The 12,703-nt window shown below is 66.4% G+C and carries 7 protein-coding genes; 3 read left to right on the top strand and 4 right to left on the bottom strand.

Features of this window, described 5'->3' with window-relative positions:
• Positions 1–528 precede the first annotated feature (528 nt).
• Positions 529–2,484 (bottom strand): PhoX family protein, encoded by a 1,956-nt coding sequence (locus tag Y887_RS00530; RefSeq protein ID WP_046962493.1) that lies wholly within the window; start codon positions 2,482–2,484, stop codon positions 529–531.
• A 432-nt stretch (positions 2,485–2,916) separates the two neighbouring features.
• Here Y887_RS00530 and Y887_RS00535 point away from each other — a divergent pair, with 432 nt between their 5' ends.
• Entirely contained in the window at positions 2,917–5,529 is a 2,613-nt protein-coding gene (locus Y887_RS00535; RefSeq protein ID WP_046962494.1) for a glycoside hydrolase family 3 protein, read from the top strand.
• 259 nt (positions 5,530–5,788) lie between these two features.
• Positions 5,789–7,351, top strand: coding sequence for a sodium/sugar symporter (locus Y887_RS00545; RefSeq protein ID WP_046962582.1), 1,563 nt, complete (start codon positions 5,789–5,791; stop codon positions 7,349–7,351).
• A 167-nt stretch (positions 7,352–7,518) separates the two neighbouring features.
• Here Y887_RS00545 and Y887_RS00550 read toward each other — a convergent pair whose 3' ends face one another.
• Entirely contained in the window at positions 7,519–9,372 is a 1,854-nt protein-coding gene (locus Y887_RS00550; protein ID WP_046962496.1) for a putative bifunctional diguanylate cyclase/phosphodiesterase, read from the bottom strand.
• Between the two features lie 426 nt (positions 9,373–9,798).
• Here Y887_RS00550 and Y887_RS00555 point away from each other — a divergent pair, with 426 nt between their 5' ends.
• Positions 9,799–10,791, top strand: a complete 993-nt coding sequence (locus Y887_RS00555; RefSeq protein WP_046962583.1) for a glycoside hydrolase family 5 protein — start codon at positions 9,799–9,801, stop codon at positions 10,789–10,791.
• A 39-nt stretch (positions 10,792–10,830) separates the two neighbouring features.
• Here Y887_RS00555 and Y887_RS00560 read toward each other — a convergent pair whose 3' ends face one another.
• Positions 10,831–11,409 carry a response regulator transcription factor gene (locus tag Y887_RS00560; RefSeq protein WP_046962497.1) on the bottom strand — a complete coding sequence of 193 codons (579 nt, stop codon included), beginning with the start codon at positions 11,407–11,409 and terminating at the stop codon, positions 10,831–10,833.
• Positions 11,406–12,632 (bottom strand): ATP-binding protein, encoded by a 1,227-nt coding sequence (locus tag Y887_RS00565; protein WP_046962498.1) that lies wholly within the window; start codon positions 12,630–12,632, stop codon positions 11,406–11,408. The genes Y887_RS00560 and Y887_RS00565 overlap by 4 nt, the downstream gene beginning before the upstream one ends.
• Positions 12,633–12,703: the final 71 nt, after the last annotated feature.

The raw sequence follows: 12,703 nt of genomic DNA on the forward strand, positions 1-12,703 counted from the left end.
AGCGGTGAGGGCACCGCGCCCTCGATGCTGCGGGTTTGCTGCAGGGCCCTTGCCCGCCCACCGTCGCAGGACACGCTGCAAGTACGTCCTTGTAAGTTCTTACGCGGCATTCATGCCGCGTAAGGTCCCGCGACGGTGGGCGGGCAAGCACCCGTCAAGATGGTCGGTGTGCATGTTTTCAACAAGGCAACCGACGCACTTTCTGATGAGGAGACCGCGCCCTCGACCCACTCAGCGTTTGACCTGGGCTTCTGACGGCATCTATCGAAAGGCGACAGACAGACTCAATGCACTCACCGCTTAGCGCTCGCTCCGTTTTGTAAGCCGCTCTAAGTCTGTGCCGCACGCACGTCGCGATCGCACAGACGCGACTGCAGATAGATCGCACAACGCATCGGGTTGTCCGCATGAGATGGCCGTACTCCGGCGCGCTCTCGAACAAGCGGCCGTCGCGCAGTTGATACAACGTACGCAAGACCATGCCGCTCGCAGCGCTTTGCCAGCACTGCGAGCGACGACATCACGCGCTTACGCCTTGCCCAACTGCACCGCCACCGGGTCGCCGGTGAGATAGCCCACCGCCGCGCCGAAGCGGTTCTTGTAGTTGGCGCGGATCAGTGGATCCAGCGTGGCCTTGACGGTGTCGTGCAGCGGGCTTTCCCAGTCGCCGGGATGCTGGAAGTTGCTCATCACGTAGGTCCAGCCGTGGATCTGGTCGACCGCGTGCAGGCCGGTGGATTCGGCGCCGGCCGGCACCGACAGCACGCGTATCAGCGCGCCGCTGTCCACGTTGTAGGCCCACAAGAAGTTGTTGACGTGCAGGCTGCTGTCTTCGCCGATGAACAAGGTGCGCAGCGCTTCGGAGAACTTGAGGTTGTCCGGGTTGGCCAGGCGCTCCGGGTCGGCCAGATTGCCCAGTGCATCGGCGGAAGCCAGGTCATGCCCGGTGAGCGCGGCCGGGGCCGCCATGTCGATCGGTACCCAGTCGCTGTGGATCGCCGCGCCGTGGTTGTCGCGCTGGCCGCCACGCAGATTCAGGGCGTACACCGCACCCGCATCCGGGCCTTCCACTTTCACGTCGCCCGAGCCGTTGCGCATGCTGGTGACGATGTAGGACATCGCCATATAGGCGACCTTGTCGTGGGCGTTGACGGTGGTGCCTTCGAGTTTGGTGAAGCCCAGGCTGCCGCCGGCCAGCGCCGCGTAGCGATGGGTTTCCAGATACGTGGCGGCCTTTTCCATGCCGGGCTTGATGCGGATCCAGTTGAAGGTGCCGTTGAACGGGATCTTGGTGAAGCTGGCATCGCCGGGGTCGCTCAGATGCACGTCGAGGATGTCGGCGGCGGTGAGGCGGTCGGCCATCGCCTGGATCTCGGCACTGGTGGCGTGGCCAAGCTTGATCCAGCTCAGCGTGGCCGCGCCCGGGCCGATGCCCGAAGTCTGGTGCCACTTGCCGACGTACAAAGTGCCGGCCGACAGATCCGCCTTGCGGTCGGCGATGAACATGAACAGCCCGCCGTTGGTGGCGTCGTCGCCCATCAGTACGGTGCGCTGGTCGGGCATCACCTGCACCAGCTCGTGCGAGATGCGGCCCAGGCAGTAGTGCTTGCGTACGCTGCCGGTTCCATCCGGGTGCACGGTGATTTCGGGCAGGTGGCCGTAGTGATACGGGTTGGCTTTTTCCGGGTCACCGTACAGGTGCGTGCTGTAGCTGCGGAACTGCGTGTTGCCGGCCAGCGCGGTGGCGTCGGGTTCGTACTCTTCGCTGGACAGATGGGTATTCCACGGCGACAGGCTGGCGCCGCAGGTGGTCCACAGCCCGTGCACCGGCGCGGTGTCGACGTTGTGGTACTTCACCAGCGACAGCTTGCCGGTGGCCGGGTCCTGATCCAGCGTCAGTACCGCGATCGGCGCGGGCAGGTGGCGATTGGTGTCGTTGCCGGCCTGGTCGCGGGTGGTGTATTCGAACTGCACCACCGCAAACACGTGGTTGCCCTTGACCCCGGGCACCTTGGCATCGGGCAGGGTCAGCAGCGAGGAGCCGTCCGGGCAATCGGAAAAGAACGAGCGTTCGGCGCCGGGCTTGGAGCGGTCGATGATGGGGCGATGCTGGATGTCGTAATAGCCGCCGGCCAGCACGGTGCCCCCCTTGCCGTCGGGCACCTGGTCGCCGGTGACGAAGAACGGGTGGTACGCAAGCGCGTAACGCTGGGTGCTGCCGTCGGTGCGGGCCACGGTCAGTGCCGAGCCAACCGTGGTGGTGGCCATCGCGGCCGGGTCGGCCAGGCTGGGCGCGGGCATGCCATGGAACGTGGCCGAGACCAGACGGGTGGGGTTTTCCGATGGCCGCAACCCACGTGCGGCCATGGCGGCACCGCCAAGCTGCTGGAGCGCGGCGGAGCTGGCGCTGCCGAGCGGCAACAGGGGAACGGCCGCCAGCAGTTGCATGAGGCGGCGACGGGAGGGGTCGGGGGAGGCAGACATCGAAACTCCAGGCAAAGACAACGATCAACGATGGGCAACGGCGCATCGGCAAGCGGTCACGCTAGGCCCGGGATATGACAGTTGTTTGACGGCCAGCGCACCGGTTGGCGCCGGTTCGGATGCTGCAGCAAAAGCGGACGCGACCTGTCCCGGGTGGGGCGTGGTGCCTGCGCACTGTGGCTGCGGCCCGGTGGTGCGATGCAGCAAAGTGCGGGGTCGCGAAACACTAAGCGGCGCGCCGGATTTGGCGATTTTCCGTGGTTTGACAGGTGCTGCCGGTATTCCAAGGCTATAGCCCGACCCAATAAGTTGCCTTTCATTTGGCATACGGGCGAGCGTTGTTGACAGGGTAGCTGAATCACGTGAGCGTACGCCGCCTGAAGGCCTGCGGCGCATGCATCGCGGCAGGAGACACCCCTGGAGACCTGGATCTTGGACAAGCTGCTTCGCCATACCGCCGCGCCCGTCGCACGTCGCGCCCTCTCCCTGGCTACCGCTGCAGCGGTGCTGATGCTGGCTGCCTGCCAAGGCAAGGACACCACTGCCGAGGCCGGCAAGACGACGCCGGCTGCGGCACCTGCCGAGGCATCGGCCACCATCCATCCGGACCAGTGGCCGTCGCCGAAGTGGCCGTTCGCGCAGGATGCGGCGCTGGAGCAGCGCATCACCGATGTCATGGCCAAGATGAGCGTGGAAGAGAAGGTCGCCCAGACCGTGCAGGGCGACATCGCCAGCATGACCCCGGACGATGTGCGCAAGTACCGTATCGGTTCGGTGCTGGCCGGCGGCAATTCCGATCCGGGCGGCAAGTACAACGCCAGCCCGGCCGAATGGCTGAAGCTGGCCGACGCCTTCTATGAAGCGTCGATGGACACTTCCAAGGGCGGCAACGCGATTCCGATCATCTTCGGCATCGATGCGGTGCATGGACAGAGCAATATCGTCGGCGCCACCCTGTTTCCGCACAACATCGGCCTGGGCGCGACGCGCAACCCGGAGCTGATCAAGAAGATCGGCGAAGTCACCGCCGCCGAAACCCGCGTCACCGGCATGGAATGGACCTTCGCGCCCACCGTGGCGGTGCCGCAGGACGACCGCTGGGGCCGCAGCTACGAAGGCTATTCCGAATCGCCGGACGTGGTGGCCAGCTTCGCCGGCAAGATGGTCGAGGGCGTGCAGGGCACCCCGGGCACCCCGCAGTTCCTGGACGGCAGCCATGTGATCTCGTCGGTGAAGCATTTCGTCGGCGACGGCGGCACCACCGACGGCAAGGACCAAGGCGACACCAAGGTCTCCGAAGCCACCATGCGCGACATCCACGCGGCCGGCTACCCGCCGGCGATCGCGGCCGGCGCGCAGACGGTGATGGCCTCGTTCAACAGCTTCAACGGCGAGAAGATGCACGGCAACAAGGTCATGCTGACCGACGTGCTCAAGGGCCGCATGAACTTCGGCGGCTTCGTGGTCGGCGACTGGAACGGCCACGGCCAGGTCAAGGGCTGCACCAACGACAACTGCCCGGCCTCGTTCATTGCCGGCGTCGACATGGCGATGGCCGCCGACAGCTGGAAGGGCATCTACGAAACCGAGCTGGCGGCAGTGAAGTCCGGCCAGATCAGCATGGAGCGCCTGGACGATGCGGTGCGCCGCATCCTGCGGGTCAAGCTGCGCCTGGGCCTGTTCGAAGCCGGCAAGCCGTCCAAGCGCCCGCTCGGCGGCAAGTACGAGTTGCTGGGTGCGCCGGAACATCGCGCGATCGCCCGTCAGGCGGTGCGCGAGTCGCTGGTGCTGCTGAAGAACCAGGCCGGCATCCTGCCGCTGGATCCCAAAAAGCGCGTGCTGGTGGTCGGCGATGGCGCCAACGACATGGGCAAGCAGTCCGGCGGTTGGACGCTGAACTGGCAAGGCACCGGCACCAAGCGCAGCGACTACCCCAATGGCAACACCATCTGGGAAGGCCTGGACAAGCAGATCAAGGCCGCCGGCGGCAGGGCCGAGCTGGCCGTCGATGGTGCGTACAAGACCAAGCCCGACGTGGCGGTCGTGGTGTTCGGTGAGAACCCGTACGCCGAGTTCCAGGGCGATATCGCCACCCTGCTGTACAAGCCGGGCGACGAGAGCGAGCTGGCGTTGATCAAGAAGTTCAAGGCCGAGGGCATCCCGGTGGTGGCGGTGTTCCTGAGCGGGCGTCCGTTGTGGATGAACCAGTACATCAATGCCGCCGATGCCTTCGTCGCCGCCTGGCTGCCGGGTTCGGAAGGCGAGGGCATCGCCGACGTGCTGCTGCGCAAGGCCGATGGCAGCGTGCAGAACGACTTCAAGGGCAAGCTCAGCTTCTCCTGGCCCAAGACCGCGGTGCAGTTCGCCAACAACGTGGGCCAGAAGGATTACGACCCGCAGTTCAAGTTCGGTTTCGGCCTGACCTACGCCGACAAGGGCGACCTGGCGGCGCTGGCTGAGGACTCGGGCGTGTCCGGCGAGCAGTCGGTGGGCGGGGTGTATTTCGTGCGCGGCAAGCCGGCGCTCGGCATTGCGATGCAGCTGTCCAATGCGGGCCAGGCCAACATGCCGGCGACCACGCTGCCGGTGGGCCTGTCCGACGGCAGCCTGAAGATGAGCTCGGTCGACCACAAGGCGCAGGAGGACGCACGTCGCCTGGTGTGGTCCGGCGCCAAGCCCGCCAGCGTGCTGCTGGTGTCCGGCAAGCCGGTGGACGTGTCGCGTGAGAGCAACGGCGATGTGCAGCTGCAGCTGACCGTGCGCCGCGACAGCGCGGTGACCGCGCCGGTGTGGCTGGGCGTGGGCTGCGGCGACACCTGCGGCGGCCGCGTCGATGCGCAGAAGACCCTGGCCGCGCTGCCGCAGGGCCAGTGGAAGGTGGTGGGAATTCCGCTCAAGTGCTTCGCGGTGGCCGGTGCCGACGTGACCAAGCTGAGCCAGGTCGCCGGTATCGAAAGCGGCGCGGCACTGGATCTGTCGGTGTCGAAGGTGGCGCTGGGCGCGCTCAACGAAGCCGAAGTGACGGTGGACTGCCCGGTCAAGTAATCCCCATGCCCGGAGGCACGCTTCCGGGCACGGTGCAGGTCAAGCGGAACACCTGCGTCGCCGCTTCCGGCGACGTTTCGAAGCGGCCACCGATTGCGGTGGTGCCATCAGCCGCCGCGGGGGCGGTGTTGTCGATCGGCCGGGATGGCCTGCAGACGCGGTTCGCCGCACTGCCATTGCGCACCTGGTGCGCGGCGGCGGCATTCTGCAGCCCTGCCTGATCGTCGGCGCATACCCCAGAGCCAGACAGGAGAGTGCAGTGGGTTTGGCGACGTTGGATATCGTGATTGTGCTGGTCTATCTGACCGGCATCTTCGTGCTCGCGCAGTGGGTGTCGCGCGAGAAGGCAGGCCACAGCAAGAGCGCCGAGGATTACTTCCTGGCCAGCAAGTCGCTGCCGTGGTGGGCGATCGGCGCTTCGCTGATCGCCGCGAACATCTCGGCCGAACAGATCATCGGCATGGCCGGTTCCGGCTATGCAATCGGTCTGGCGATCGCGTCCTACGAGTGGATGGCGGCGCTGACGCTACTGATCGTCGGCAAGTTCTTCCTGCCGATCTTCCTGCGCAACGGCATCTACACCATGCCGCAGTTCCTGGAACAGCGTTACGGCAAGTGGATCCGCACGCTGATGGCGGTGTTCTGGCTGCTGCTGTACGTGTTCGTCAACCTGACCTCGATCCTGTGGCTGGGGTCGATCGCGGTCAGCCAGGTCACCGGCATGGACCAGACCCTGGCGCTGGCATTGATCGGCGTGTTCGCGCTGGTCTATCAGCTGTACGGCGGACTGAAGGCGGTGGCGCTGACCGATATCGTGCAGGTCACCCTGCTGGTGCTGGGCGGCCTGCTGGTGGCCGGGCTGACCCTGGCGCGCATTGGCGATGGCGCCGGCGTGCTGGCCGGCTTCAAGCAGTTGTGGAGCGCACACCCCGAGCACTTCCACATGATCCTGACCAAGGACAACCCGTTCTACAAGGATCTGCCGGGCCTGAGCGTGCTGCTGGGCGGCCTGTGGGTCATGAACATCAGCTACTGGGGCTTCAACCAGTACATCATCCAGCGCGCGCTGGCCGCCAAGAACATCGGCGAGGCGCAGAAGGGCATGGTGTTTGCGGCGTTCCTGAAGCTGCTGATGCCGCTGGTGATCGTGGTACCAGGCATTGCCGCGGTGGTGCTGGCGCCGGATCTGGCCAAGCCCGACCAGGCGTATCCGACCATGATGCAGCTGCTGCCGACCGGCATCCTGGGTCTGGTGTTTGCGGCGCTGGTTGCCGCGATCGTGGCCTCGCTGGCGTCGAAGATCAATTCGGTGGCGACCATCTTCACCCTGGATTTCTACGCCAAGTTCCGCCCGCAGACCGAGCAGAAGCAGCTGGTGCGCGTGGGCCGGATCGTGGCGGCGGCGTCGGTGCTGATCGGCATCCTCACCGCGCGGCCGTTGTTGGGCAACTTCGATCAGGGCTTCCAGTTCATCCAGGAATTCACCGGCTTCTTTACGCCCGGCGTGGTGGTCATCTTCATGCTGGGCCTGTTCTGGAAGCGCGCCAATGAAGCAGGCGCCTTGACCGCGGCGATCGGCTCGGTGGTGCTGTCGTTCGCGCTGAAATTCGCCTGGCCGGAACTGCCGTTCATGGACCGCATCGGCGTGGTATTTCTGGCCGCGCTGGTGCTGGCGGTGGTGGTGTCGCTGATGACCGCACCCACCCAGGCACGCGACCTGATCCGTACCGACGATGTGGCCTACGGCACCACGCTGGGCTTCAAGCTCGGCGCGGCTGGCGTGATCGCGATCCTGATCGTGCTGTACACGGTGTTCTGGTAAGCCAGGCGCGTGCTCTGGAGCGGCCGACGTATCGTCCGTCGTCTGCTCCAGGCCTTGCGTTAGAGCGTCCGTCGATGACCTGGCAAGCAGCGACAGTCACCTGGCCTGCATGGCGGGCCGCCGACTGGCGGCCGCGCGCGACGGTGCCGGCGATCCGGTGATCGTGCTTACACCCGTGCTGCGGCCAGGCCTGCCGCCAGCAACCTGGCCGGCGCAGCGAATTGTGCGTGCCACGGCGTCTGCAGCCAGGTTTCCAGTGCGGCGGCCGGCATCGGTTTGGCGATCCAGTAGCCCTGGCCTTCGTCGCAGCCCCAGGCGCGCAACTGCGCATACGCTTCTGCCGATTCGATGCCTTCGGCCACCACGCGCTGACCCAGGCTGTGGCCAAGCTGGATCATCGCCGGCACCAGGGTGCGGTCGGTGCGGTTGTCCGGCAGCGAGCGGATGAAGGATTGATCGATCTTCAGCGAGCTGGCCGGCAGCTGTTTGAGATAGCTGAAATTGCTGTAGCCGGTGCCGAAGTCGTCGATGGCGATATGCACGCCCAGCGCGGCCACATCGGCCAGTTGTTCGGCCAGGTGATCGGGGTGGCGGATCATCGCGCTTTCGGTGAATTCGATTTCCAGCCGGCGTGGGTCGAGCTTGTGACGTTCCAGCCCGCGTCGCAACAGGCCGGCAAAACCGGGGCGGTCCAGATCGGCCGCCGACACGTTCAATGCCAGGTTGAAGTCCAGGCCCTGTTGCTGCCAGCGCGCGGCCTGGGCGATGCCGTTGTCGATGACCCAGGCAGTGATGCGGTTGATCAGCGCGGTCTTTTCGGCCATCGGCACAAAGTCCGATGGCATCACCGGGCCGATCATCGGATGCTGCCAGCGCAGCAGTGCTTCCACCGCCACGCAGCGGTGATCGTTCAAGTCCACGCGCGGCTGGTAGTGCAGGCGTAGCTGGCTGGCGCTGTCCAGCGCGGCGGGCAGGGCGGCAAGCAGGCGAAAGGTATTGCGCTGCGCCACGTCGTGCTTGCGCTCGTACATGCTCCAGGCCAGGCCGCGCTCGCGGGCGATGTCCACGGCGGTGGTGAGCGAACGGATGGTGTCGGCGGCGCCGTAGCTGGTCTGCAGCGACACCGCGCCGATCGAGGCCACCGCGGTATGCGGAATGCCCTGGTGATCCAGTGGCTCGGCAAACGCCTTGGACACCTTGTTGCACAGGCTGGACAGGCGCTGGGTTTCGGCCTGGGTGAGGAAGCCGAAGGTGGTCGGGTCCAGCCGATACAGCAGGGTGTTGGCGGGCAGATACGCGGCAAGGCGACGCTGCGCCAGGGTCACATACCCATCGGCGTAGTCCCAGCCCAGCGCCTTGACCATGTCGCGGAAATAGTCGCTGCCGCAGATGTCCACCGCCACTGCCGTGGTGGCCGGTGCGGTATCGCGCCGGGCCAGCCAGGTATCCAGATCTTCGCCAAAGCGCGAGCGGTTGGGCAGGCCGGTCGTGCCATCGCGATAGGTGGTGCTGCGCAGGTTCTCCACCCGCAGCACGGCCAGGTCGCGCAGTCCTTCCAGCTGCGTCATCGCCTCCGCATCCAGGCCCTCGCGTGGGCTGGTGCCGATCACGCACAGCGTGCCGATGCGGTGGCCGTCCTTCAGTTGCAATGGCGCCCCTGCATAGAAGCGGATGAAGGGTGGGCCCAGCACCAACGGGTTGTCGGAAAAGCGCGGGTCCAGTTGCGCATCCGGCACCACCATCACCTCGTCCGAGCGGATCGCATGCGCGCAGAACGCCTGGTCGCGCGGAGTCTCCGCTGCCTCCAGTCCCACGCGCGCCTTGAACCACTGGCGGTGTTCGTCCACCAGCGACACCAGTGCGATCTCCGCACCCAGGCTGCGTGCGGCCATCGCGGCGATGGTGTCGAACACCGGGTCTGGTGGCGAATCCAGCAGGCACAGGCCGCGTAGAACGGCCAGACGGGTGACTTCGTCGGACATGGGAGGCGTTTTGAAGTCGGAGGCGGGCAGTTGTTGCATGTGGCTCTATCGGCCTCGGCCGCATCTACTTGACGTGGCCGTGCTCGCTTATTCAGCTGCCAGCAGCGCAATGGCATGTTGCAGCGTGACACGTGTGTCCCGCGCGGCGTCGACGCAGTGCAGACCTCAGCTGCGGTTTTCGCGCTGCAACACCGCAGTGCGCGATGCCGCGCATCGCCGATACGCTGCGCTGTCAGGCTGAGCGCGGCGTCCCACGAGCAGCCCGGGACGCTTGAATGCACGGAAGTTAACGTTACCAGGGCGAAGTCGCGTGGTCTGCGCGCTCGGTCTGCATCCGGCAATTTTTCCTGATCTGTGAACCAGGCGCAGATCGCGCGCGCGCGCCATCGCCACGGTGGGCGCACGTGGGCCGGGCATGCGATTGCGTGCAGGTGCGCCCGCGCCACCCACTCTTTGGAGCCGATCATGAAGATCTTCACTCGTCTGGTGCAGCGCGCAGTGCTGCTGATCGCCGGCCTGGCGCTGGCCTCGGCTGCGCATGCCGGCCTGTCCGTGTCCGGTACGCAGCTGCGAGAGAGCAACGGCAACACGCTGGTCTTGCGTGGCATCAATCTGCCGCATGCCTGGTTTGCCGATCGTACCGACGCGGCGCTGGCACAGATTGCCGCCACCGGGGCCAACAGCGTGCGCGTGGTGCTGAGTACCGGCCACCGCTGGAACCGCACGCCCGAGGCGGAGGTGGCGCGCATCATCGCGCGCTGCAAGGCGTTGGGCTTGATCGCCGTACTGGAAGTGCACGACACCACCGGCTACGCCGAAGACGGCGCCGCAGGCACCCTGGCAAATGCCGCCACCTACTGGACCAGCGTGCGCGGCGCGCTGGTGGGCCAGGAGGATTACGTCATCATCAATATCGGCAACGAACCGTTCGGCAACCAGTTGAGCGCCAGCGAATGGGTCAACGGCCACGCGCGTGCGATCGCCACGCTGCGCAATGCCGGCCTCACCCACGCGTTGATGGTGGACGCGCCCAACTGGGGCCAGGACTGGCAGTTCTACATGCGCGACAACGCTGCGGCGTTGCTGGCGCGCGACAGCCGCCGCAATGTGGTTTTCAGCGTGCACATGTACGAAGTGTTCAGCAACGATGCCGCAGTGGACAGCTATCTGCGTGCGTTTCGCAGCAACGGGCTGGCCCTGGTGGTTGGCGAATTCGGCGCCGACCATCGCGGTGCGCAGGTCGACGAAGCGGCGATCATGCGCCGTGCGCGCGAGTACAACGTCGGCTACATGGGGTGGTCGTGGTCGGGCAACGACAGCAGCACCCAATCGCTGGACATCGTGCTGGGCTGGGACCCGACCCGTCTCAGCAGCTGGGGCCGCACGCTGATCCAAGGGCCCGACGGCATCCGTGCCACCTCGCGCAGGGCGAGCATCTTCGCGCCAAGGCGGCGCTAGGCCGCCCAGGCGCATGCCTGCGCGCGAGCCCTGGCGCCATCAGCGCCCGGGTTCGCGCAACGGTCCCGGGCTGGGCCGTTTGGTCAGCTTGCGCTGCAGCGAACGCCGATGCATGCCCAGCAGGCGCGCGGCAGCGGAGACGTTGCCGCCGGTTTCGTGCAGCGCCTGCTGGATGTGTTCCCACTGCAGACGGCTGAGCGGTGTCATCATTTCCTGCGCGGTTTCTTCTTCGTCCGGCTCGGGCAGGTCGTCGTCTTCTTCGCCCAGCGCCCGCATGATGGTGGGGATGTTGGCGGGCTTGGGCAGGTAGTCGTCGGCACCGAGTTTGATCGCTTCCACCGCGGTGGCGATGCTCGCGTAGCCGGTCACCAGCAGGATGCGCATGTCCGCGCGGATCTCGCGTAGCGGCTGGATCAGGCTCAGGCCGGAATCGTGGCCGAGCTTGAGGTCGATCAGGGCAAAGTCCGGCAGTGCGCTGCGCGCGGTCGATAGCGCGCTGGCGGCATCGGTGGCGGTCAGCGTTTCCACGCCGCGCCGCGCCAGGCTGCGTTGCAGGGTGCGCAGGTACAAGGTGTCGTCGTCGACCAACAGGCCAGTGCGGATCGGGGTGCTTGTCATGCCAGGGCCTCGTGTTCGGAAAGCGGCAGGCGGAAACCGACGCGGGCGCCGCTGCCTTCGGCGGGCAGCATCCACAACTCGCCCTGCAGGCGCTCGACGGTGGCATGCGACAACGCAAGGCCAACGCCCATGCCGTCATGCTTGCCGCTGTTGAACAAGGTGCCCGGCAGCATGGCTTGCGCGGTGTCGAAGCCGGGCCCGTAATCGCGCACCTCGCCGCTGAGGTGCTCGTCCTCCACCCGCAAGGTCAGATCGATCTGCGGGCGCCCGGCGCGTTCGCCGGCATCGGCGGCATTGTTGAGCAGCACCATCAACAGATGGCTGACGCCCGGCTGCAGCATCAGCCGCATCGGTGCGTCCTCGTTGCGGCGCAGCTCGATGGTGGGGCGTACCAGCCGCCATTGCTCCAGCACTTCCTGCACCGCCACTTCTCGGCTCAGATGGCCGTTGTCGGCAGGCTGCGCCAGCGCCAGCACGCGCTCGTGGCACTGCACCAGCAGCTCGCGCAGCGTGTCCAGGTCTTCGCGCAGCTCGTTCTGGTCGCACTGGTCGGCAATGTCGTCGACCAGCAGGGTCATCGTGGCCAGCGGAGTATTGAGTTCGTGCGCCACCGACGCTGCATGGGTGGCCAATGCCACGATGCCTTCGTTACGCGCAAAGCGCTCGCGCAGGGTGGAGATTTCGCGCTCGCGTTCGCGCATCGACAACGCCAGCCGGGTGGCGAAGGCCAGCACCACCACCGTGGACAGCAGGAAATTGGCCGCCATGCCCCACATGTGCAGGCTCAGCGGATCGAAGCTGCCGTAGGGCAGCGGCAGGCCGAACGCGGCGCTGATGACATAGCCGGCCACGCACGATGCTGCCACGGCCATCGCCCAGCTCAGCGGCAGGGCCAGCGCGGCCAGCGCGATCAGCACCAGGAACAGCGAGCCGAACGGGTTGGCGATGCCGCCGCTCCAGCCCACCATCCAGGTCAGCACCGTCACATCGACCAGGATGTGGCCGAACTCGGTGGCCGGGCTGACCGCCCCGCGATGCGCCACGCGCAGCTGCGCATACAGGTTGAACGTCGCCAGCGCGGCGACGCCGGCCCACAGCGGTTGTTGCGGCAGGTGCAACCCCATCAGGCCGGAGGCGACCAGGATGGTGGCGGCCTGGCCGGCGGTGGCGAGCCAGCGCAGGCTGCACAGGGTCCGCAGGAAGGAGGCGTCGGAGCTATTCATCACGGCAATCCTATGCGCTCACGGAGGTGGTGGCCTGCGACAAACCGTCGCATCGGCCCGGATGGCGGCCC

This window comes from Xanthomonas pisi DSM 18956 (assembly GCF_001010415.1).
Lineage (GTDB): Bacteria > Pseudomonadota > Gammaproteobacteria > Xanthomonadales > Xanthomonadaceae > Xanthomonas > Xanthomonas pisi.

Excerpts from the sequence above, each read along its gene's own strand:
- Y887_RS00565 (WP_046962498.1), bottom strand. The coding sequence starts at position 12,632 with ATGAATAGCTCCGACGCCTCCTTCCTGCGGACCCTGTGCAGCCTGCGC.
- Y887_RS00530 (WP_046962493.1), bottom strand. The coding sequence starts at position 2,484 with ATGTCTGCCTCCCCCGACCCCTCCCGTCGCCGCCTCATGCAACTGCTG.
- Y887_RS00550 (WP_046962496.1), bottom strand. The coding sequence starts at position 9,372 with ATGCAACAACTGCCCGCCTCCGACTTCAAAACGCCTCCCATGTCCGAC.
- Y887_RS00555 (WP_046962583.1), top strand. The coding sequence starts at position 9,799 with ATGAAGATCTTCACTCGTCTGGTGCAGCGCGCAGTGCTGCTGATCGCC.
- Y887_RS00560 (WP_046962497.1), bottom strand. The coding sequence starts at position 11,409 with ATGACAAGCACCCCGATCCGCACTGGCCTGTTGGTCGACGACGACACC.